Origin of the sequence: Methylocystis parvus (assembly GCF_049675845.1) — a bacterium.
GTDB classification, from domain to species: domain Bacteria; phylum Pseudomonadota; class Alphaproteobacteria; order Rhizobiales; family Beijerinckiaceae; genus Methylocystis; species Methylocystis parvus_A.
The window spans coordinates 3,339,497-3,360,580 of record NZ_CP187161.1; the positions used below are offsets into that span (position 1 = coordinate 3,339,497).

Annotated in this window: 19 protein-coding genes; 11 read left to right on the plus strand and 8 right to left on the minus strand. The window is 64.7% G+C overall.

Annotated features, from left to right (window positions below):
• Positions 1-133 precede the first annotated feature (133 nt).
• From ACPFMJ_RS17325 to ACPFMJ_RS17345, 5 genes are read left to right on the plus strand one after another with little or no spacing between them, the layout of a single operon-like run.
• On the plus strand, positions 134-1,153 hold the full coding sequence (locus tag ACPFMJ_RS17325; RefSeq protein ID WP_424361170.1) for a ligase-associated DNA damage response exonuclease: 1,020 nt from the start codon (positions 134-136) through the stop codon (positions 1,151-1,153).
• Complete coding sequence (locus ACPFMJ_RS17330; protein WP_424361171.1) at positions 1,150-2,874, plus strand: ATP-dependent DNA ligase; 1,725 nt, start codon at positions 1,150-1,152, stop codon at positions 2,872-2,874. Before ACPFMJ_RS17325 ends, ACPFMJ_RS17330 begins: the two co-directional genes overlap by 4 nt.
• Positions 2,875-2,884: 10 nt before the next feature.
• The gene (locus ACPFMJ_RS17335; protein ID WP_424361172.1) at positions 2,885-5,332 is read left to right on the plus strand and encodes a ligase-associated DNA damage response DEXH box helicase; all 2,448 of its coding nucleotides are present in this window, start codon (positions 2,885-2,887) and stop codon (positions 5,330-5,332) included.
• Complete coding sequence (gene pdeM / locus ACPFMJ_RS17340) at positions 5,329-6,006, plus strand: ligase-associated DNA damage response endonuclease PdeM (RefSeq protein ID WP_424361173.1); 678 nt, start codon at positions 5,329-5,331, stop codon at positions 6,004-6,006. The genes ACPFMJ_RS17335 and pdeM overlap by 4 nt, the downstream gene beginning before the upstream one ends.
• A gap of 59 nt (positions 6,007-6,065) precedes the next feature.
• The gene (locus ACPFMJ_RS17345; protein WP_424361174.1) at positions 6,066-8,342 is read left to right on the plus strand and encodes a hypothetical protein; all 2,277 of its coding nucleotides are present in this window, start codon (positions 6,066-6,068) and stop codon (positions 8,340-8,342) included.
• 84 nt (positions 8,343-8,426) lie between these two features.
• On the opposite strand, the gene ACPFMJ_RS17350 is transcribed toward ACPFMJ_RS17345, so the two are convergent.
• Positions 8,427-9,395 (minus strand): beta-ribofuranosylaminobenzene 5'-phosphate synthase family protein, encoded by a 969-nt coding sequence (locus ACPFMJ_RS17350; protein WP_424361175.1) that lies wholly within the window; start codon positions 9,393-9,395, stop codon positions 8,427-8,429.
• A 118-nt stretch (positions 9,396-9,513) separates the two neighbouring features.
• Between ACPFMJ_RS17350 and ACPFMJ_RS17355 the strand changes: the two genes are divergently transcribed.
• The 6 genes from ACPFMJ_RS17355 (at position 9,514) to amoB (ending at position 15,048) form a co-directional block, all read left to right on the plus strand.
• Complete coding sequence (locus ACPFMJ_RS17355; RefSeq protein WP_424361176.1) at positions 9,514-9,888, plus strand: 4a-hydroxytetrahydrobiopterin dehydratase; 375 nt, start codon at positions 9,514-9,516, stop codon at positions 9,886-9,888.
• On the plus strand, positions 9,881-10,741 hold the full coding sequence (folP, locus tag ACPFMJ_RS17360; protein ID WP_424361177.1) for a dihydropteroate synthase: 861 nt from the start codon (positions 9,881-9,883) through the stop codon (positions 10,739-10,741). Before ACPFMJ_RS17355 ends, folP begins: the two co-directional genes overlap by 8 nt.
• Before the next feature lie 3 nt (positions 10,742-10,744).
• On the plus strand, positions 10,745-11,224 hold the full coding sequence (folK, locus tag ACPFMJ_RS17365; RefSeq protein ID WP_424361178.1) for a 2-amino-4-hydroxy-6-hydroxymethyldihydropteridine diphosphokinase: 480 nt from the start codon (positions 10,745-10,747) through the stop codon (positions 11,222-11,224).
• 564 nt (positions 11,225-11,788) lie between these two features.
• Positions 11,789-12,559, plus strand: a complete 771-nt coding sequence (gene amoC / locus ACPFMJ_RS17370) for a bacterial ammonia monooxygenase, subunit AmoC (RefSeq protein WP_424361179.1) — start codon at positions 11,789-11,791, stop codon at positions 12,557-12,559.
• Between the two features lie 317 nt (positions 12,560-12,876).
• The gene (gene amoA, locus ACPFMJ_RS17375; protein WP_424361180.1) at positions 12,877-13,635 is read left to right on the plus strand and encodes a bacterial ammonia monooxygenase, subunit AmoA; all 759 of its coding nucleotides are present in this window, start codon (positions 12,877-12,879) and stop codon (positions 13,633-13,635) included.
• A gap of 153 nt (positions 13,636-13,788) precedes the next feature.
• The gene (gene amoB / locus ACPFMJ_RS17380) at positions 13,789-15,048 is read left to right on the plus strand and encodes a bacterial ammonia monooxygenase, subunit AmoB (RefSeq protein ID WP_424363901.1); all 1,260 of its coding nucleotides are present in this window, start codon (positions 13,789-13,791) and stop codon (positions 15,046-15,048) included.
• A gap of 432 nt (positions 15,049-15,480) precedes the next feature.
• Here amoB and fliP read toward each other — a convergent pair whose 3' ends face one another.
• The 7 genes from fliP to ACPFMJ_RS17415 form a co-directional block, all read right to left on the minus strand.
• Positions 15,481-16,209 (minus strand): flagellar type III secretion system pore protein FliP, encoded by a 729-nt coding sequence (gene fliP, locus ACPFMJ_RS17385; protein WP_424361181.1) that lies wholly within the window; start codon positions 16,207-16,209, stop codon positions 15,481-15,483.
• On the minus strand, positions 16,206-16,766 hold the full coding sequence (locus tag ACPFMJ_RS17390) for a flagellar basal body-associated FliL family protein (RefSeq protein ID WP_424361182.1): 561 nt from the start codon (positions 16,764-16,766) through the stop codon (positions 16,206-16,208). Before ACPFMJ_RS17390 ends, fliP begins: the two co-directional genes overlap by 4 nt.
• Before the next feature lie 12 nt (positions 16,767-16,778).
• On the minus strand, positions 16,779-17,507 hold the full coding sequence (locus ACPFMJ_RS17395) for a flagellar basal body L-ring protein FlgH (RefSeq protein ID WP_424361183.1): 729 nt from the start codon (positions 17,505-17,507) through the stop codon (positions 16,779-16,781).
• Entirely contained in the window at positions 17,504-17,908 is a 405-nt protein-coding gene (locus tag ACPFMJ_RS17400; protein ID WP_424361184.1) for a MotE family protein, read from the minus strand. The genes ACPFMJ_RS17395 and ACPFMJ_RS17400 overlap by 4 nt, the downstream gene beginning before the upstream one ends.
• Before the next feature lie 147 nt (positions 17,909-18,055).
• Entirely contained in the window at positions 18,056-19,387 is a 1,332-nt protein-coding gene (locus tag ACPFMJ_RS17405; RefSeq protein WP_424361185.1) for a FliI/YscN family ATPase, read from the minus strand.
• Positions 19,388-19,393: 6 nt separating this feature from the next.
• Positions 19,394-20,116 (minus strand): flagellar basal-body rod protein FlgF, encoded by a 723-nt coding sequence (flgF, locus tag ACPFMJ_RS17410; RefSeq protein WP_424361186.1) that lies wholly within the window; start codon positions 20,114-20,116, stop codon positions 19,394-19,396.
• Between the two features lie 78 nt (positions 20,117-20,194).
• Positions 20,195-21,070, minus strand: a complete 876-nt coding sequence (locus tag ACPFMJ_RS17415; RefSeq protein ID WP_424361187.1) for an SDR family oxidoreductase — start codon at positions 21,068-21,070, stop codon at positions 20,195-20,197.
• Positions 21,071-21,084 lie beyond the last annotated feature (14 nt).

The following is a 21,084-nucleotide window of genomic DNA, read 5'->3' on the forward strand; positions in this document are numbered from 1 at the left end:
GCGTCCCCGCGTACGCCGTCGCAAACATGGCGCCAGCAATCCGGCGAAATCCGTGAAAACTTGATCGAATCGCAGGGCGCGGCTCTGGCGGCGCCTTGTCGCTTCTGGGCGCAGGTCCCATCTTCGGCGGACCATGGAGCTCATCGTCGCGACGCCCGAGGGCCTCTATTGTCCCGCCGGGGATTTCCACATCGACCCCTGGCGGCCTGTCGCGCGCGCGGTGATCACGCATGGTCATTCCGATCATGCGCGTTGGGGTTCGCAGGCCTATCTCTGTCAAAGGGACAGCGCGCCCATCCTGCGCAAGCGGCTGGGCGACATTCCAATTCAGACACTCGATTACGGCGAGCGGATCGAGATCAACGGCGTTACGCTTTCGCTGCATCCCGCCGGCCATGTGCTGGGCTCGGCGCAGGTGCGCGTCGAGCATGACGGCGAGGTCTGGGTCGCTTCGGGCGACTACAAGACGGAAGCCGACAATGTAAGCGCGCCTTTCGAGCCGGTGCGCTGCAACGTGTTCATCACCGAGTCGACATTCGGCCTTCCCATCTATCGCTGGCGCAAGCAGGCGGAGGTGATGGCGGATGTCGACGCATGGTGGCGCGGCAACGCCGAAGCGGGGCGGGCGAGCGTCGTCTTCGCTTACGGCCTCGGCAAGGCGCAGCGCCTTCTCGCCAATGTCGACGCGTCTTTCGGACCGATCTACTGCCACGGCGCGATCGAGCCGATAAACGAGATCTATCGTAGGCAGGGCGTCGAGTTGCCCGCGACGAAGCTCGTTTCGCAGGCCTCCGGCAAGAACGCCTTCGCCGGCGCGCTGATCGTCGCGCCGCCGTCCGCCGCGGCGAGTCCGTGGATGCGGCGATTTGGCGATTATTCCGACGCCTTCGCCAGCGGCTGGATGCAGATACGCGGCAATCGGCGTCGCCGCGGCGTCGATCAGGGTTTCGCGCTGTCCGATCACGCCGATTGGCCGGGCTTGCTGGAGGCGATCCACGCGACCGGCGCCGAGCGCGTTTACGTCACGCATGGCTCTGTCGGCGCCTTGACGCGCTATCTGCGCGAAAGCGGCCTCGACGCGCGCGACATGCATACCGAATATGGCGAGGAGGAAGCTGAAAGCGGCGCGGTGGAAACAGAGGCCGAGACGTGAAAGCCTTCGCCGCGCTTTATCGCGAGATCGACGCCGCGACGGCCATCAAGCGCAAACAGGAGGCGCTCGGCGCCTATCTTCGCGCCGCAATGGACGATCCCGCGCAACATGCGAGCGCGGCCTGGGCAATCTATTTCCTCGCCGGCGGCAAGCCGCGCCAGCTTGCGCCGACAAAGCTGTTGCGACGACTGGCGCTGGAGGAAGCGCAGCTTCCCGAATGGCTCTTCGACGAATGCTATTCCACGGTGGGCGATCTCGCGGAGACGCTTGCGCTGCTCCTGCCGATTGGCGAGGAGACGGAAGAAGTGGCGCTCGACGCCTGGATGCGCGAGCGGCTCCTGCCTTTGCGCATGGCGCCCGAGGAAGAGAAATATGCGCGCCTCTGCGAATGGACGCGCAAGTTGCCGCAGCCGCAGCGGTTGATCTTCTTCAAGATGATAACCGGCGAATTGCGCGTCGGCGTGTCGCGGCTGCAAGTGTCGCAAGCGCTGGCGCAGGCGTCGGGCGTCGAGCCCAAGCGCATGGCGCAGCGCATGATGGGTTTCACGCAAGCAGGCCGCGTTCCCACGGCGACGGATTTCGCCGCGCTCACGGCGCCTGCCCATGAAGACGATGCGGCGCTGGAAGCGGGGCAGCCTTATCCTTTCTATCTGGCCCATCCGTTTCAGCGCCCGGTCGAGGAGATGGCGGCGGCGCTTGGCCCCGTCTCCGACTGGATCGTCGAATGGAAGTTCGACGGCATTCGCGCGCAATATGTTCAGCGCGGCGGACAATGGCAGCTCTGGTCGCGCGGCGAGGAACTGGTGACGGACTCCTATCCAGACCTTGCGGAATTGCAACGCTGGCTGCCGGACGGCGTCGCGCTCGACGGCGAGCTTGTCGTGATGCAGGGGGAGCGCGCGAGCCCACAGGATTTGTCGGGCCTGCAACCTTTCGCGCTGTTGCAGCAGAGGCTGGGGCGCAAGGTGGTGAGCGCGAAGATGCTGCGCGACTTGCCGGTGGCGTTCATCGCCTATGACCTTCTGGAAAAAGACGGGAAGGATTTGCGCGATGCGCCGCAAGCGGAAAGGCGGCGGGTTTTGGAGGCGCTGGTTGCGGACGCAACCTCCCGCGCGCGGGATTTCGGCGTGTCTCTTCCGCTGCGACTGAGCCCGTTGCTGACCGCGCCGGATTGGCCGTCTCTCTACGCCAAGCGCGAGGAAGCGCGCGCGCTCGGCGTCGAAGGCATGATCCTGAAGGCGCGCGCGGGCGCCTATGGCGTCGGGCGGCGCAAGGGCTCCGATCGCGAGAATGTCTGGTGGAAATGGAAGCTCGACCCGATGAGCGTCGACGCCGTGCTGATCTACGCGCAGCGCGGTCACGGAAGGCGTTCCGGCGTTTACAGTGACTACACATTTGCGGTGTGGAGCGATCCGCCACACGCTGAAGAGCGCGCGCTCGTGCCGTTCGCCAAAGCCTATTCGGGCCTCACCGACGACGAGATGCGCGCGGTGGACGCCATCATCCGCAAGACGACGGTCGAGACATTCGGCCCCGTGCGCAGCGTGAAGCCGACGCTTGTCTTCGAGCTGGGTTTTGAAGGCATCGCCGAGAGCAAGCGCCACAAGAGCGGCGTCGCCGTGCGCTTCCCGCGCATGTTGCGCTGGCGGCTCGACAAACCCGTCGAAGAGGCCGACACGCTGCAGTCGCTGCGCGAACTTCTGCCAGTGCGCCATGCTTGAGCGCGTGACGATGGATCGCGCCGTCGCGGCGTGGTTTGCGGAGAAGGGCTGGAAGCCTTTCGACTTTCAGAAGGAAGTCTGGGCGCGCATGATGGCCGGCGAGAGCGGGCTGCTTCACGCGACGACAGGCTCGGGCAAGACGCTCGCCGTGGCTTTTGGCGCCTGGCAGGCTTTGCGCAGCGCGCCGCCAAATGGCCTGACCATGTTGTGGGTGACGCCCATGCGCGCGCTGGCCGCCGACACGACGCGCGCTTTGACCGAAGCGCTCGCGGGCGTGCAAGCCCATGACAAGGGGGGCCCGCAATGGTCGCTCGGCCTGCGCACCGGCGACACCTCGTCGAGTCAGCGCGCGTCGCAAAGCCGCAAGCCGCCGACCGTGCTCGTCACGACGCCCGAGAGTCTGTCGCTATTGCTCTCGCGCGAAAACGCCCGCGATTATTTCGCCGATCTGCGCTGCGTCGTCGTCGATGAATGGCACGAACTCATCGGCAACAAACGCGGCGTGCAGACGCAGCTTGCGCTTGCGCGGCTGCGCCGCTGGCGGCCGGAGCTTCTCACCTGGGGCATGTCCGCGACGCTCGGTGATTTGAACGCCGCCAAGCGGGCGCTGCTGGGTCCGCATGGCGAAGGCGCGCTCATCGAAGCGCGGCTGAAGAAGAAGCTCATCATCGACACGCTCATTCCCGACGCGCCCGAGCGCTTCCCCTGGGCGGGCCATCTCGGGATCAAGATGGCGCGGCAGGTCGTCTCGGAGATCGAGGCCCATAACAGCACGCTGCTCTTCACCAACACCCGCTCGCAGGCGGAGCTTTGGCGGCAGCATTTTCTGCGCCTTCGGCCGGATTGGGCTGACCTTGTCGCCATTCATCATGGCTCGCTCGCGCAAGAGGAGCGGGACGCCGTTGAACGCGGCTTGAAGGAAGGCGCGCTGAAGGCGGTCGTCTGCACGTCGAGCCTCGATCTCGGCGTCGACTTCCTCCCCGTCGAGCGCGTCTTGCAGATCGGTTCGCCCAAGGGCGTCGCGCGGCTCTTGCAACGCGCCGGCCGCAGCGGACATGCGCCGGGCCGCGCCTCGCGCGTGACGCTGGTGCCGAGCCATAGTCTGGAGCTTGTGGAATCCGCCGCCGTGCAATCGGCGATCCGCAACGGCCATATTGAAAGCCGCACGTCGCCCGTCGCGCCGCTCGACGTGCTCGCGCAGCATCTCGTCACGATCGGCCTCGGCGGGGGCTTTACGCCCGACGACCTGCTGGCGGAGGTCCGCGAGACCGTGGCCTATGAAAATCTCTCCGACGAGAACTGGCGCTGGTGTCTCGACTTCGTGCGCCAAGGCGGGCCGACGCTTCGGGCCTATCCGGACTTCCGCCGCGTGACGCCGGGGCCTGACGGCGTCTGGCGCGTCGCAGACAAGCGGCTCGCTCTGCGCCATCGACTCAATATCGGGGCCATCGTCTCGGATGCGAGCGTGATGGTGCAATATTTCCCGCGCGGGCAGAAGCTCGGGACGGTGGAGGAAAGTTTCATCGCGCGAATGAAGCCGGGCGACAAATTCTGGTTTGCCGGAAAGCTGCTCGAACTTGTGACCGTGCGCGACCTCACCGCCTTCGTGAAGAAAGGCGTCGGCTCCGGCGCCACGCCGCGCTGGATGGGCGGGCGTATGCCGCTCTCGACGACGCTCGCCGACGAAATGGTCGAGACGCTGGCGCGCGCCGCCGAGGGAGATTTCTCATCTCCTGAAATGGAGGCAGCAAAGCCCCTCCTGCAATTGCAGCAGCGCTGGTCCGCTTTGCCCACGCCGCAGACGCTTCTCGCAGAGACTCTGAAATCACGCGAGGGCTGGCATCTCTTTCTCTATCCCTTCGCCGGGCGAAATGCGCATCTGGGCCTTGCGAGCCTCATCGCCTGGCGCGCGGCGCAGATCGCGCCCGGCACCTTCTCCATCGCCGTGAACGATTACGGCTTCGAGATCCTGAGCGGCGCGCCGCGCGACTGGGCGGCGGATCTGCCGCGCCTCATCGAAGCGCGCAGCCTTGAGGCCACGCGCGACGAGGTCATCGACAGTCTCAACGCCGCTGAACTGGCGCGTCGCCGCTTTCGCGACATCGCGCAGATCGCGGGGCTCGTCGTCAACGGCTATCCGGGCGAGCGCAAGAGCGCGCGGCAGTTGCAGGCGTCATCCAGCCTGTTCTACGACGTCTTTCGAAAATACGATCCCGAGAACGGCCTGCTGAGACAGGCCGAGCGCGAGTTGCTGGAGGACGAGCTGGACGTGCGCCGCTTGCATGACGCCCTGACCCGCATGAATGAACGTCGTCTCGCGCATGTCGCGCTGAAGCGCTGCTCGCCGCTCGCCTTTCCCCTCATCGCGGAGCGTTTCCGCGAGAGCCTCTCGACGGAAAGCTTCAACGCCCGCATCGAGCGCATGCTGACGCAGCTCAATTCCGCCGCCGACGCATGACGGCGCGGAGTTTCGACTATCGCGGGCTGACGCTGCTGCCGGAGCGCGCCGTGTGGCAGTCGCAGACGCGCACGCTCTGGATCGCGGACCTTCATCTTGGCAAGGCGGCGAGTTTTCGCGCGCATGGTCAGCCTGTGCCGCGCGGCACGACGCAGGAGAATCTCGCCCGCCTTGGCGCGCTCATCGACGCGCATGATGCGCGCCGCCTCGTCGTGCTCGGCGATTTCTTTCATGCGCGCTCCGGCCGCACGCAGGGGCTGCTCACGCAGTTGCGGGAGTGGCGCGCGGCGCGCGGGGGCGCCGAATGCGTCGTGGTGCGCGGCAATCATGATCTCCACGCGGGAGACGCGCCGGCGGATTGCGGCTTCGAGAGTCTCGATGAGCCTTTCGCGCTCAACGGCGTCGAAGGCTGGCATCATGTCGTCGGGGTTGAGACCGGGACCGCTGGTCCCATACTGCTCTCCGGCCACATCCATCCGGTCGCGCGGCTCTCGGGCCCCGGCCACGACCGCCTCCGGCTCCCTTGCTTCTGCCTGCGGGGACGGGAGATCGTCCTGCCCTCTTTCGGCGAATTCACCGGCGGCCATCCAGTCGACGCGCGAGACTGGGACGCGCTGGTGGTGACGACGGGAGAATGCCTTTTTCCAATCGGCTCCGAGTCTTTGCCGGCATAGGGCGCTCGCCGCGCGGCGGCCGATTTTGCGCCGTCGCGCGGAGGCGCTAAAAGCCGACCATGTCGACCGCTGTCTCACATGACGCCGAAACCCGCGAGCCCTTCGCGCTCGCCGCGCTCCTCTTTCTCATCTGCGCGCTGGCGCTCGCCTTTCCCTGGCTCTCGGGCCGCGTCACCATCCCATGGGACGCCAAGGCGCACTTCCAGCCGCAATTCGCTTTTCTCGCCCATGCGCTGCATTCCGGCCAGTCGCCCTTCTGGACGCCCAATGTCTTCGCCGGCATGCCGCAGATCGCGGATCCGCAATCGCTGATCTTCTCGCCCTTCTTTCTGATCGCGGCGGCGCTGGTTCCCGAGCCTTCCTTCGTGCTGGAGGACGCGATCGTCTTCGCGATGCTGGCGATGGGCGGCCTCGCTCTGATGGCCTACTTCCGTGATCGCGACTGGAGCGCCGCCGGCGGGCTGATCGCAGCGCTCGCTTTCGCCTTTGGCGGCTCGGCGGCGTGGCGCATCCAGCATACCGGGCAGGTGATGAGCCTCTCCTGGCTGCCGGTGACATTGTGGCTATTGGCGCGCGCGCTCGATCGCGGTTCCATCGCCTATGGCGCTGCGGCGGGGGCCGTTGCGGCCTTTCTAGTGCTCGGGCGCGATCAGGTCGCCTTTCTGAGCGTGCTGACGCTTGCCGCCTATGCGCTCTATCGTGTTGCGACGGACGATGCGCCCGCCGTCACCGCCATCACCCCGCTGCTCGCTGGCGCCGTGGTCGGCGCGGCGATCATCGCCGTGCCGCTCGCCTTCACGCTGGAACTGGCGGCGAACTCCAACCGTCCGGAGATCGATCTCGACGGCGCGCATAAGGGATCGCTGCCGCCGGCGTCCTTCTTGACCCTCATCTGCGCAAATCTGTTCGGCACGGCCGGGCCGCTCGCCTCTTTTTGGGGGCCGCCGGTCGGCGAGAAGGACCTTTATCTCGCGCGAAACATGACGGACGTCTATGCGGGCGAAATGGCGATCGTCGCGCTCATCGCCGCCTTCGGGCGCCGCTTCTTCGCGGACAGGGAGGCACGCTTCTTCGCCGGGGCCTTGATCGTCTTCGCGCTCTATGCGCTCGGCCGCTACACGCCTGCCTTCGCCTATCTCTACCACATACCCGGCGTCGACCTGTGGCGCCGCCCGGCCGACGCCACCTTCCTCTTCGGCTTCGCGCTGGCGATTCTCGCGGGCTACGGCTTTACGCTCGTCGCGCGCGGCGCGAAGCCGAATTTGCTGGCGCTCGCCGGCGCTGTCGGCGCGCTGTTCATCAGCGCCGCCGCCTATGCGGCGATGAAAGGCCATCTTGCGCAGGCAATCCTGCCGCTCGCGATCAGCGCCGTTTTTGCGGCCGCTTCCGTCGCGCTCGTTGCGCTGACCGGAGCCGGCAAGCTGCGCGGGCCAGCCCTGATCGCCGCTGTCGCCGCGGTGACGGCCGTCGATCTCGCCGTCAATAACGGCCCCAGCGAATCGACCGCGCTGTCGCCCGACCAGTTCGACGTGCTCCGGCCCGAATCGAAAGACCCGGTCATCGCCTTCCTGAAAGAGCGGCTGAAGGAGAACGCCGCGCCCGACCGACGCGACCGCGTCGAACTCGCGGCCATCGACTTCCACTGGCCCAACGCCACGCTCGTCCAGGGCCTCGATCACGATCTCGGCTACAATCCGATCCGTCTGAAAATTCTGGAGGACGCGACCGGCGCGGGCGATCATCTCGCGCTGCCGGAGCAGCGCGAATTTTCGAAGCTGTATCCAGAATACCGCTCGCCGCTCTCGGACATGCTCGGCTTGCGCTATGTCGCGACGGGCGTGCCGATCGAAGAGATCGACAAGCGTTACAAGCCGGGCGATTTCTCCGAGCTGACGCAGATCGGCAAGGTCCATATCTACGAGAACAAGAGCGCCTATCCCCGCGTCATGGTCGTCACCTGCGCCATGCATGTGGATTTCGCCCGCATGGTCGAAACCGGCGAATGGCCCGAGGCGGATTACCGCGAGACGGTGCTGCTCGAGGAGCCGCCGCTTTGCCACACGCGCAAGGATCTGCCGCCCGACGCGACGCGCGCGCGGCTGGTCTCCTACGGCAATACGGAGGTGGTCGTTGAGGCCAATGCGCCGCCCGGCGGCGGCTGGCTCGTTCTCAACGACGTCTGGCACCCCTGGTGGTTCGCGACGCTGGACGGGCAGGACGCGGAGATTCTGCGCGCCAATGTGCTGTTCCGCGCCGTGGCGATTCCCGAGGGGCGGCACGAGGTGCGGTTTACGTTCAGGCCGGTCAGCGGCCTTCTGCGCGAGGCGCGGCGCTAACCCCGCCATTGCGAGCGCGGCGAAGCAAAGCAGAGGCGTTATGGCCCCCTCGATTGCATCGCTGCGCTCAACGACGAAGAGAACTCAAGCGATTTCCGCATAAACGGCGTCGATCTTCGCGCCGCGGTTGAGCCCCTTTCGAATGGCGATCTCCAATCCATCCGCGCGCGCCTGCGCCTCGACCCGCGCAACGATCGCCCGCGCCGCCGTCTCGCTCTCGACGAAGGCGAAGCCGGTCGGGCCCCACGAGGTCTGCCCGCCGCCCGTCGCGCCCTCGCGGATCAGCCGGCCGATGGCGCCTTCCACTTTCGCGCTGGTGAAGCGGCGCCCGCCTTGTTTCGGCGCGAAATAGTCGCCGACGATTTCCTGTATCCGGCCGATCGCGGCGCCGAAGGCGGCGAGATCGCGCTCCGCCAGAGCGGGCAGGGCCTGCATCAGGACGAGCCGGCACAGCTCGCCGCTCTCGGCCTCGCTCGAGGGCGGCAGGGCGACGAAGGCCTCCTTCTCGTCGGCGCCATGCAGCCCCACATCCGTCGGGTCCGACACCACGAGCGCGCGCCACTCTTCGGGAAATTCCGCGCGGGCGATGACCGGGGGCGTGCGCGTGTTCGGCCCGCGCCCGCCATCGACCACGAGCCCGCCCGTGACGAAGAGCCCAGCGCCGAGGCCCGAACGGGCTCCGCGCGACATCAGGGCGGCGTCGGCCGCGGCGTCATGCGGCAGATCCTCGAGCCGCCGCAGCGCCGCCGCGATGGCGAGCGCGAGCTGCGTGCCGGAGCCGAAACCGGAATGGGCGGGAATCGCCTCATGGATGGTCAGCGCATGGGCGGATCCCGGCGCGAGCGCCGCCTGTGCCTTTTCCAGCAGGACGGCCGCGCGGTCGCTTTCCGGCCCCTCGACATCATTCGCCGTCGCCCGGGTCAGCGTGAGCCGCGTCGCCGGCGCGTCGAGAGAGAGGCCCAGGCCGCCGAATTTGCGCCCCAGCCCGCCATTCATGTCGAAAAATCCGAGATGCAGCCGCGCCGTCGCCGCCACGCTCACTTTGGCCGCCATATCGCTCCCTGTCGATCGAGCAAGACTTCAAGCCGGTTTAGGCTATATCTGCCTCAGGCGAAAGAAGTTGCGCCGTCGGTAGGCGTCGGCGCCGCTAGACGAGAAAGAGGGAGCGGAAATGAGCAAGGAAGAAAAGGCTTTGCCGGAGAACGAGGTGGTGGAGCGCCTCGCTCGGGAGCTGCCGCACTGGCGCTACGAGAACGGCTGGATACGCCGCAAATACAAGACCCACAGCTGGAAGGGCACGCTGATGGTGATCAACACGGTCGGCCATCTGGCCGAGGCCGCCTGGCACCATCCCGACATCGCCGCCTCCTATGCCTGGGTCGAGGTCAAGCTCATGACCCATACGGCGAAAGGCTTTACCGACAAGGACTTCGAACTCGCGAGGAAGATCGAGGACGTCGTCTCCTGGCGCCCCGGCAAGGAAGGCGGCGCGCTCGAAGGCACGCCCGAGACCGATCAGCGCTTCGCCTATATCAAATATGACTGAGGTCCTTTCATTCGACCGGGCGGCCATCGCGGCCGGCCGGGACCGCTTTTTCGCACCCGTCGGCAAGCGGCCGGTCATCATGGGCATCGTGAACGTCACGCCGGACTCGTTTTCCGATGGCGGGCTCTTCGCGGCCCCGGAGGCGGCTCTGGCCCAGGCGAAGAAGCTCGCGGCCGAAGGGGCCGACATTGTCGACGTCGGAGCCGAATCGACGCGGCCCGGCCATACGCCCGTGCCTCCGGACGAGGAATGGGCGCGCCTTGAACCACTGCTCGCGGCGCTTGTCGCGGAAGCGGGCGTCCCGGTCTCGGTCGACACTTATAAATCGATCACGGCCCGCCGGGCGCTGGCGGTCGGCGTAGCGATCGTCAACGATATCTGGGGCTTGCAACGCGATCCCGACATGGCCCCGGCCGTTGCGGAGGCCGGCGCGGGCGTCGTCGTGATGCATAATCGCGAGACGACTGACCCGGAAATCGACATCGTCTCGGATATGCTGCGGTTTTTCGAGCGCTCGCTGGAGATCGCGCGCCGAGCCGGGGTGTCCGACGCGCATGTTGCGCTCGATCCGGGCATCGGCTTCGGCAAGAGCCGGCAGCAGAACTATGACGCGCTGCGGGCGGCGCCAAAGCTCTTAACTCTCGGGTTTCCCTTGCTGATCGGCGTGTCCCGCAAGTCGATCTTCAAAGGCTTGCCGGACGGCCTTATGGAGGGGCGGCTCGTCGGGACGCTCGCAGCCAACCTCATCGCGGCGGGCGACGGCGCCCAGATGTTCCGCGTCCACGACGTCGCCGAGCATCGCGCGGCTTTTGAGGTTTTTTCGGCCTTGCGCGCCGCGCCGGCGAAGGGGTGAGCCATGCGGGTGGGTTTCGGACTGGGCAGCAATATTGGCGACAAGCCCGAGAACATAAAGAAAGCGCTGACGCTCCTGGAAACGCGCGAAATCGCGAAACTGACAGCAGTTTCGAAGATTTATCGCACGCCGCCCTGGGGCGTTCTCGACCAGGGCGATTTCGCCAACGCCTGCGCCATCGGGGAGACCGCCCTGTCGCCCTATGAGCTTCTGGCCGCGGTCAAGAAAATCGAGGCCGATATGGGTCGCGAGCCGACCCGCCGATGGGGGCCCCGCCTCATCGACGTGGACATATTATTTCTGGGCGACCATACACTCGACGATCCGGAGCTGACCTTGCCCCATAAGGAATTGTTCGGCAGAGCCTTTGTTCTCAAGCCGCTTTTGGAGATCGCCCCGGATCTCGTTCTCGACGGCGTCGCCGTCGCGCAGGCGCTTGGGGATGTGGACGCCGTCGATGTGAAGCCCTGGACAGAGGGTTAAGGCGCCTACCCCCGATAGCTGGTGTTACTGCAGTGCAACATTCGCAGCGCCAGCTTATCGACAATCGCTTCATAAACGGCTGCAAACCCCGAGAAAACAGGCCATATTGCGTTGACTAAGAAAAGTCGCGAACGGGCGCGCGCGCCAGAGATGGGGTGGGCTCAAACCCATCCACTGGGGTTGTTACGACTATTCGATAGACAGTTTTGAGCTATACCAAGGGATATTGATATTATGTTGGTGAGGGGGAATGGTTGGGCCACGCTAAACGGGGTCTTGATCTGGTCCTTGAAGGGACGGGTTTGGTCTTTGTTTAGGCGGCGACGTCGGTGTTCGTCCGATAACAACAAGCGGCTGGATTGGATGTTCGATCTTTGGGGAAGAATTCTCGAGGGTTGGGGGTCTGAAGGCTGCGGCAAGAAAGGGCGGTATGGCGTGGGGCGACGTTTTGGGACGCGTCCAGCCTAACGTTTAATCAAACGAGGACGAAGCGGTTCCGTTCTGGGAGGCGGAGCTTTTACCGGTCACGCGCATATCCCTGGGAGCACATAGGAGGAGTTAAATATGAGCTCGACGACTAGCGCTGCTGCTGGCGCAGCTGCTGAAGTAGAGTCCGTAGTCGATCTGCGTGGCATGTGGATCGGCCTGGTTCTGCTGAACACGTTTTATCTGATCGTCCGCATTTACGAGCAGATCTATGGCTGGCGCGCTGGCCTTGATTCGTTCGCTCCGGAGTTCCAGACGTACTGGATGTCGATCCTTTGGACCGAGATCCCGCTCGAGCTGGTTTCGGGCCTGGGCCTCGCCGGCTATCTGTGGAAGACCCGCGACCGCAACGTCGACGCGGTTTCGCCGCGCGAAGAGATGCGCCGCCTGGTCGTTCTGGTGCAGTGGCTCGTCGTTTACGGCATCGCCATTTACTGGGGCGCCTCGTTCTTCACGGAGCAGGACGGCACCTGGCACATGACGGTTATCCGTGACACGGACTTCACGCCGTCGCACATCATCGAGTTCTACATGAGCTACCCGATCTATTCGGTGATCGCGGTTGGCGCGTTCTTCTATGCGAAGACCCGCATTCCGTATTTTGCTCATGGCTACTCGCTGGCGTTCCTGATCGTCGCCATCGGCCCGTTCATGATCATCCCGAACGTTGGTCTCAATGAGTGGGGCCACACCTTCTGGTTCATGGAAGAGCTGTTCGTCGCTCCGCTGCACTGGGGCTTCGTGTTCTTCGGCTGGATGGCGCTCGGCGTGTTCGGCGTCGTCCTGCAGATCCTGGCGCGCATCCATGCGCTGTCCGGCAAGGAAGGCGTCGCCCTCCTGACCGAGTAATAACGGACAAGCCGCTCGCGCCTTCGGGCGCGGGCGGTGGTCTGGGCGCGGGATTTTTTCCAAACGGGCGAGAAAACGGGTTTTGTCTTGCCGCCTGAGGCGACGGGGTCTCTCGTTTTGCGTCGAAATCCGGGGTTAACCCGGTTGTGAAGGGAAGGTTTCGCGGCGCTGCGTGGAAGCGCGCTGCGCTTAGAGAAAACCGGTTGGCCGTTTTTGCGGTGGGCCGGGCGCGGGTCCGGGGGCGCGAGGCTTCGGGTCGGCGGCCAAAAGAAAGCTCGGGGCCTTGAGGCTCCCGAGAAACACCAAGGAGAAGAGTGATGTCACAATCGAAAAGCGGGGGGGCGGTCGGTCCGTTCAACTCCGTGGCCGAGGCCGCGGGTTGCGTCGCGACGGTGGACTGGATGCTTCTGGTTCTGCTGTTCTTCGCCGTTCTCGGCGGCTACCACGTCCACTTCATGCTGACGGCGGGCGACTGGGACTTCTGGATTGACTGGAAGGATCGTCGTATGTGGCCGACGGTCGTGCCGATCCTGGGCGTGACCTTCTGCGCTGCTTCGCAGGCTTTCTGGTGGGTTAACTTCCGTCTTCCGTTCGGCGCCGTTTTCGCGGCTCTGGGCCTCCTGATCGGCGAGTGGATCAACCGCTACGTCAACTTCTGGGGCTGGACGTATTTCCCGATCAGCCTCGTGTTCCCGTCCGCTCTGATCGTTCCGGCGATCTGGCTCGACGTGATCCTGCTGCTGTCGGGCTCCTACGTGATCACGGCGGTTGTCGGTTCGCTGGGCTGGGGTCTGCTGTTCTACCCGAACAACTGGCCGGCGATTGCGGCGTTCCACCAGGCGACCGAGCAGCATGGTCAGCTGATGACCCTGGCTGACCTGATCGGCCTCCACTACGTCCGCACGTCGATGCCGGAATACATCCGCATGGTCGAGCGCGGCACGCTGCGCACGTTCGGTAAGGACGTTGTGCCGGTTGCGGCGTTCTTCTCGGGCTTCGTCTCGATGATGGTGTATTTCCTCTGGTGGTTCATGGGCCGCTGGTATTCGACGACGAAGGTCATCGACACCATCTGATGCGGGCTTGGCTGCGGTTCGCTGTGGCCCAAACTCGAAAAGAGAAACGCGGATTGGATTGGTTTGATCGTCGATTGGGCTGACGATCCGCGGCTGAAAAAGTCGGCTGGCGCGCGAGGCGCCGGCCGGAAGAGGAACCTGGGAGGTTTGTTCATGAAAAAGCTAGTCAAGCTCGCCGCCATTGGCGCGGCGGCTGCTGTGGCGGCGACGCTGGGAGCGGTTGCTCCGGCCTCGGCGCACGGCGAGAAGTCGCAGCAGGCGTTCCTTCGCATGCGCACGCTGAACTGGTATGACGTTCAGTGGTCGAAGACTTCGGTCAACGTCAACGAGGACATGGTCCTGTCCGGCAAGATCCACGTCTTCTCGGCGTGGCCGCAGGCGGTCGCCAATCCGCGCGTGTCGTTCCTGAACGCCGGCGAGCCCGGCCCGGTTCTGGTTCGCACGGCTCAGTTCATCGGCGAGCAGTTCGCTCCTCGTTCGGTGTCGCTGGAGATCGGCAAGGACTATGCGTTCTCGGTGAACCTGCGCGGTCGTCGCGCTGGCCGCTGGCACGTCCATGCGCAGATCAACGTTGAGGGCGGCGGTCCGATCATCGGCCCCGGCCAGTGGATCGAGATCAAGGGCGACATGAAGGACTTCACCGACCCGGTGACGCTCCTTGACGGCTCGACGGTTGACCTCGAGCACTTCGGCATCAGCCGCGTTTATGCGTGGCATCTGCCGTGGATGGCGGTTGGCGCTGCGTGGATCCTGTTCTGGTTCATCCGGAAGGGCATCATCGCCTCCTACATGAAGGTCGCCGAAGGCCGTCCGGAAGCCGTCATTGGTGACGACGACCGCCGCATTGGCGCGATCGTCCTCGCTCTGACGATCCTCGCGACGATCGTCGGCTACGCCGTGACGAACTCGACCTTCCCGCGCACGATCCCGCTTCAGGCCGGCCTTCAGAAGCCGCTGACGCCGATCGAGACGGAAGGCACGGCTGGCGTGGGCAAGGAACAGGTGACGACCGAGCTGAACGGCGGCGTCTACAAGGTTCCGGGCCGCGAGCTGACCATCAACGTGAAGGTCAAGAACGGCACGTCGCAGCCGGTTCGCCTCGGCGAATACACCGCGGCTGGCCTGCGCTTCCTGAACCCGTCCGTCTTCACCACGAAGCCTGACTTCCCGGACTACCTGCTTGCTGACCGCGGCCTGTCGAACGACGACACGATCGCGCCCGGCGAGTCGAAGGAGATCGTCGTGAAGATCCAGGACGCGCGTTGGGACATCGAGCGTCTGTCTGACCTGGCTTACGACACCGACAGCCAGATCGGCGGCCTGCTGTTCTTCTTCACGCCCGACGGCAAGCGCTTCGCGGCTGAAATCGGCGGCCCGGTGATTCCGAAGTTCGTCGCCGGCGACATGCCCTAAGCGAACCAAGATCGCCTGATCTAAAGCGCCGGCCGGACGAAAGTCCGGCCGGTTCTCTTTTGGGCGGGCGCGACGATCGAAGCGCAATAATCCAGCAAACCACAAATAGAATTCCCGAAAGATGATTTTGCGTGGGCGCCTCAAGTCGCCGAACTTGCCGGCGCCGCCGTCTGCGTCACCATCCCAAGAAGCCCATAAGCGGGGGGCCTAGCCGACCGCGCCCCCTGAAAACAGGCTGCGAAATCCTGCTTCTTCGTCCGCTCGCCTTGCTTAGTCTCCAATCCCCATGCCGCGGTCGGACCATGCCTTGGAGAGCTTGGAGAACAGAGCGCAAGGCGCGGGGGAAAGAGACTTATTCCGAAGCCCTTCCAAAAAGCGGGTTGCGCAGGAATAAATGGATCGACTACGCGATCCGTTCCGAAAAGATGGCGCTCATCCGTAAGAACGGATCAGGCTCCCGACCAGCAGGTTCCAGCCGTCGATCAGAATGAAAAAGAGGACCTTGGCGGGCAATGCGATGGTCGTCGGCGGCAACATCATCATGCCCATCGACATTGTGAGAACGGAGACGATGATGTCGATTGCGAGAAAGGGCACGATAATCAGAAAGCCGATCTCGAAGCCCCGGCGCAGTTCGGAAATCATGAAGGCCGGAACCAGCACGTCGAGGCGCGGCGACTTCGGCGGTTCAGATGCGCCGCGCTTTCGAAAGTCCTCGAACAGCCTGAGATCCTTGTCTCGGACATTGTCCAACATGAACTGCCGAAACGGCGCCGTGATTTTCTCGAACGCCTCCGCTTCCGCGATCTTGCCCTCGACAAGGGGCCTCCCGCCGGATTCCCAGGCCTTTTCGCCCGCCGGCGCCATCACATAGAAAGTCATGAAAAGCGACAGGCTGATCAGCACGAGATTTGCGGGCGTGCTTTGCAGGCCCAGCCCCGCGCGCAGGAAGGAAAGCGCGATGGCGAAACGCGTGAAGCTCGTGACCATGACCAGCAGGCCCGGCGCGATCGAAAGAATCGTCAGTGCGCCGAGAAGCTGGATAAGACGCCCGCTCGCAGCGGCGGCGCCATTGGGCAAGAGAGCGCTCAGATCGAGGGTCTCGGCCGCCAGCCCCTGAGCCGGCCAAAAAACCAGTGAGAGAAGGAATAGCGCCCTCATTGAATGACGAGCGTTTCGATGATGACGTCGCGAATCCGCCCCTCGGAGCGGGTCGCGGCTCTTTCGCGCAGCTCCTCCTGCAACCGCCGCAGTCCGTCCGGCCCCTCAATCGAGAAAAGCTCCAACGTCGCAAGGAACGACACGATGTCGGACCGCAACGACGCCAGCAACGGATCGGCATGCGGGAGTTTCTCGGGGTCGTAAACGACGGCTGATTGGAGCCGTATCAAAGGTCGCCCGACGCCGGTTAGATTCGTGACGATCGGCGGCAACTCCCGGATGGCGAGCGCGGGCGGCGTCGGCGCGCCGGCTCCCGCTTTCTCATGCTTCTCAACATGCGAAGGCCCATGCGCATTCGCCGCTGATTTGTCCGAGCGCGACGGCGGGGCTTCGGCTTCTGCGCCGCCATCCGCCGTCGGCGTTGGTTTGAAAAGCGCCGGTAAGAGGGACGCGCCGAGAAAAGCGCCGCCACTCCCACCCAAGATTGTGACGATTGCGAAGGGAATAATGAAATTCGCCAAGCCGACCTTGGCGCCGTCGTCGGTCTTTCCCGCCATTGGTCCGAATCCTCAGAACGGCGCAAAAATGTCGTAAAGCTGCTGCCCCCAGGCGGGCTGCTGCACCTCGCTGAGGCGGCCGCGCCCGCCATAGGAGACCCGCGCCTCGGCGATCTTGTCGTAGGAAATCGAATTGTCCTTGTTGATGTCGCGTGGACGCGCGATTCCCCCGACTGTCAGAACGCGCAGCTCGTTATTGACGCGAATTTCCTGCGATCCATGCAAAACGAGATTGCCATTGGGAAGCACGGCCGTGACGGCCGCCGCCAAGGTGAAGCGAACCTGTTCCGAGCGATTGATCGTTCCTTGCCCCTGCGTTTCGGTCTTCGAATCGATATCGTTTTGCCAAGCGCCCGTCTGCCTGGTCTGAGAGCCGGGCGGTCCGCTGAGGGCGGGAAGAAGATCGAGCAGAAAGCTCCACTTGGATCTGATCTTCGCTTCGCGGGAGCGGTCGGTTGAATTACCCAAGATGGCGCGGTCGTCCATGGAAATGACGACCGTGACCACGTCGCCGACACTCATGGCCTTGATGTCCTTGAAGAGATTCACGCGGTTGTCGTCGAGATGCATGCCCGGGCCGAGCGAAGCGTTCCGCAACGGACCGACAGGCAGCTCATCGTCGTAAAAATGCAGCCCGCTTCCGATGGGCGACATATGCGGCTCGCGGGTAATGTCGCGCGGATCCGTTGCGCATCCCGAGACAAGAAACGCCGATGCAATGAGAAGGTTGAGACGGTTCAAGGCTTTCTTCCATCCGAAACGTTGCGCATATCGGCGATTTTCTTTGCGAGCGCCGCGCCGCGAGACGCTTCCATCTCACCGAGGATCGCGCTCGATATTTTCGCCTTGAGTTGCAGCATCAGGGCAGCCGCGACGTCGTCGTCGATCTGAGCGAGCTGCGCCGCCGCCGCTTCCGGCTTCATGCGCGAATACAGCCCCACAAGGGCGTCGCTCGTCTTCCGCTCGAACGCCTCCAGGCGATCCAGCAAAGCGCGCAGCTCCTGCTGCTTGGCGTCGAGAGCCGTAAGGCGCGCAGCGATCTCATGCTCGAGTTCGGCAAGCTGCTTTCGACGCCGTTCAAGCCGAACGGCTTCGGCCGATGCCGCGACATTGGCGCAATATTGCTGAATGTCGCGGCCCAACGGCTGCGCAGTCTCTCCGGAGACGGACGGAGCTGAGAGCGCCGACAGGCAAAAGGCAACAGTAAGGCGTGTCGCGCACCGGCGCCGGCGTGAAGACGTCATCGAGCGCAGAATCGGCCTTGAGCCTTGCGCGTGACTGACATCGCGCTACGCGGACTCGTCAGCAAGGATCCGGCGCAATTGCACGATTGCATTCATGCAGGCAGGCGCCTGAGCCGATTGCCGCAACGCGTCGTAAATCCGCGGCGTCAGGCGAACGGCGCGATCCAGTTCCGCGTCGGCGCCCGGTTGATAGCCGCCGAGCATCCTCAGATCGCGCGTATCCTCGAAGCGCGCGACGAGGCCCCGCGCCGCCTCGATCGTCTCCCGATCTTCGCTGCGCCATACGCGGTCGGCGAGGCGGGAGATCGACTTCAATATGTTGATCGCCGGGTAGCGGCCCTGTTCGGCGATCTCACGTTCGAGCACCAGATGCCCGTCGAGCGTGCCCCTGATGCAGTCGGCGATCGGATCGTTGTGATTGTCGCCGTCAACCAGCACGGAAAAGATCGCCGTCATTGCGCCGCCGCCGTCCCTGCCGGGGCCGGCGCGCTCCAGCAGACGCGGAATGTCGGCGAAAACACTGGGCGCGAAGCCGTTGGCGGCGGGCGGCTCCCCCGCGGAAAGCGCGATTTCGCGCAGCGCATGGGCGTAGCGCGTGACCGAATCCATGATGAGCAGGACGGACTGGCCGCAATCGCGGAAAAACTCGGCGACAGATGTCGCAGCGAGCGGCGCGAGGCGGCGCATCATCGGGCTCTCGTCGCCCGTCGACACGACGATGACAGCGTTGCGCGCGCTTTCTCCCAAGGCGTCGTCGAGGAAGTCGCGCACTTCGCGCCCGCGTTCGCCCACGAGACAGATCACGACGGCGTCGAAAGCCGCCGAGCGCGTCATCATGGCGAGGAGCGTCGATTTGCCGACGCCCGAACCTGCGAAGACGCCGAGCCGTTGGCCTTTGCATAACGGCGTGAAGGCGTCGATCGCGGCGACGCCCGTCGGCGCAGGATCGCTGACACGCGCGCGCGACATGGGGTTGGGCGGCGGGCGATCCAGCACCCTTCTGTCCCCCAGCGCGAGCGGACCGCGACCGTCGATCGGCCGCGCCAGCGCATCGATCACACGGCCCTTCCAGCTCTCATGCGGCGCGATCTCGAGCGGCCCCTCGAGCGCGACGCGCGCGCCGAGGCCGACGCCCACATTGCTTTCGAAGGATTTGACCAGCGCGCCGCGCTTGTCGATGCGAATGGCCTGGCCGTGGAAGATGCGGCCGTGCTCTTCCAGCCGTACGCAATCGTCGAGGCGCAGGAAGGGCGACAGCCCTTCGACCCGGACATGCGACGGGAAGACTTCCGTGACGCCGCCGCTGATGCGCAGGCGCGCATTTGGCTTCGCAAAGCTTTCGACTGCGTCGCCCAATCCCGTGAGCGCGTCGGCCATCGTCGATTACGCTCCGCCAAGCGTGCGGACGACGTTGCGTTGGGCGCCGTCCATCATGTCATAGGCGGCCGACGCGCTCTCGAAGGCGCGATGCGCCATGATGAGTTTGGTGATCTCGGCGACTGGGTTGACGTTGGCGTTTTCGACGTGGCCCTGCGCGACGCCGTTCCTGGAGAAGTTCACCACCGTCGTAGCGGGAACGGAGGGGATGACGGCGGAATTCTCGGCGCGCCTGAGCGTCGCCGTGTCGTCGATCTCGAAAAGGCCGATGGCGCCGAACTGGCGGTCTCCCTGATGGATCATGCCGTCGCGAAAGATGGTCGGCGGTCCCGCCGTCGGATCGAGAACGATGGGCGAATTGCCGGCGTCGAGGACGGGGAAGCCGAGTAGCGTCTGCACCTCGCCGGTTTCGAGCATGCGCAAACGGCCGTCGCGCGTATAGGCCACGCCCTGCGGCGTCTGGATGGCGAGCCAGGCGTCGCCAATGACGGCGACGTCGAGAGGATTGTCGGTCTTGGTCAGACTGCCAGAGGCGCGAGACACGTAATCCGTCCCCGCAGATGCGTAGGCGGTCGGCGTCGCGGAGGCTTTGGAGAGCACCGTGTCGAAGCTCACGCCTGTCGCTCGAAAGCCGATTGTCGAGGCGTTGGCGACATTCTCGGCGATGGTGGTGAGGCGCTTGTCGAGCGCGACCTGCGATGAGAGCGTAACGTAAAAGGCGGAGTGCATCGGCGTCCAGGCGAGTTGCGGCTACGCCCCATCATCGGCGCGAAACCTTGCCTCAAGCCCGCCGGGCGCGGAGTCGTACTATTTGCCGCCGTGGAAGGCCGATTTGCGCACATTGGCGCTGATCGGCTCTTCGAGGAAGAAGTCGAGCACGGCGTCATGCGCTGGATCGACGGAATAGGGCAAGAGATTGGTCACGCCTTCTTCCGCCAGCACGCGCACGTCGATGAAGAAATTGCCGGTGCAATCTCGCGAGGGGCGGGTGAGGATGGCGTGCGCCGCGTCGGCGACGATCTCGGGCTTGCGCGAGCGCTTGATGATCTCGTCGCCGCCGAGAAGATTGCCGACCGCCGCCGTGGCGATGGCCGTCTCCGGCCACAGCGAATTCACCGCGACGCCTTCGCGCGCCAGGTCTCTGCCGAGGCCGAGGGTGACGAGGCTCATGCCGTATTTCGCCATCGTATAAGCGAGGTTCGGCGCGAACCATTTGGCGTTCATGTCGAGCGGCGGCGAGAGGGTGAGGATGTGGGGGTTCGCCGATTTGCGCAGATGCGGCAAAGCCAGTTTCGCGCAAAGGTAGGTTCCGCGTGCATTGATCTGATGCATCAGATCAAAGCGCTTCATCTCCAGGAGATCGATGCCGCGCAGGTCGATGGCGCTGGCGTTGTTAACGAGGATGTCGACCCCGCCGAAGGTCGAGACGGTCTGGTCGATCGCGGCGGCGACCTGATCGTCGAAACGGATGTCGCAGTGAATGGCGAGCGCCTTGCCGCCTTCGGCCTCGATTTCGGCGGCGGCGGTGAAGATCGTGCCGGGAATTTTGGGATTTTCCGCCACGCTTTTCGCGGCGATGGCGATATTGGCGCCGTCCCGCGCAGCGCGCTTGGCGATGGCGAGGCCGATGCCGCGGCTCGCGCCCGTGATGAAAAGCGTCTTGCCCTGAAGCGAACGAGCCATATCGCGAATCCTTC

Coding starts and splice junctions, on each gene's coding strand:
- ACPFMJ_RS17325 (WP_424361170.1), top strand. CDS start 134: ATGGAGCTCATCGTCGCGACGCCCGAGGGCCTCTATTGTCCCGCCGGG.
- fliP (WP_424361181.1), bottom strand. CDS start 16,209: ATGAGGGCGCTATTCCTTCTCTCACTGGTTTTTTGGCCGGCTCAGGGG.
- ACPFMJ_RS17355 (WP_424361176.1), top strand. CDS start 9,514: ATGAGCAAGGAAGAAAAGGCTTTGCCGGAGAACGAGGTGGTGGAGCGC.
- amoB (WP_424363901.1), top strand. CDS start 13,789: ATGAAAAAGCTAGTCAAGCTCGCCGCCATTGGCGCGGCGGCTGCTGTG.
- pdeM (WP_424361173.1), top strand. CDS start 5,329: ATGACGGCGCGGAGTTTCGACTATCGCGGGCTGACGCTGCTGCCGGAG.
- ACPFMJ_RS17390 (WP_424361182.1), bottom strand. CDS start 16,766: ATGGCGGGAAAGACCGACGACGGCGCCAAGGTCGGCTTGGCGAATTTC.
- folK (WP_424361178.1), top strand. CDS start 10,745: ATGCGGGTGGGTTTCGGACTGGGCAGCAATATTGGCGACAAGCCCGAG.
- amoC (WP_424361179.1), top strand. CDS start 11,789: ATGAGCTCGACGACTAGCGCTGCTGCTGGCGCAGCTGCTGAAGTAGAG.
- folP (WP_424361177.1), top strand. CDS start 9,881: ATGACTGAGGTCCTTTCATTCGACCGGGCGGCCATCGCGGCCGGCCGG.
- ACPFMJ_RS17415 (WP_424361187.1), bottom strand. CDS start 21,070: ATGGCTCGTTCGCTTCAGGGCAAGACGCTTTTCATCACGGGCGCGAGC.
- flgF (WP_424361186.1), bottom strand. CDS start 20,116: ATGCACTCCGCCTTTTACGTTACGCTCTCATCGCAGGTCGCGCTCGAC.
- ACPFMJ_RS17335 (WP_424361172.1), top strand. CDS start 2,885: ATGGATCGCGCCGTCGCGGCGTGGTTTGCGGAGAAGGGCTGGAAGCCT.
- ACPFMJ_RS17345 (WP_424361174.1), top strand. CDS start 6,066: ATGTCGACCGCTGTCTCACATGACGCCGAAACCCGCGAGCCCTTCGCG.
- ACPFMJ_RS17405 (WP_424361185.1), bottom strand. CDS start 19,387: ATGGCCGACGCGCTCACGGGATTGGGCGACGCAGTCGAAAGCTTTGCG.
- ACPFMJ_RS17350 (WP_424361175.1), bottom strand. CDS start 9,395: ATGGCGGCCAAAGTGAGCGTGGCGGCGACGGCGCGGCTGCATCTCGGA.
- amoA (WP_424361180.1), top strand. CDS start 12,877: ATGTCACAATCGAAAAGCGGGGGGGCGGTCGGTCCGTTCAACTCCGTG.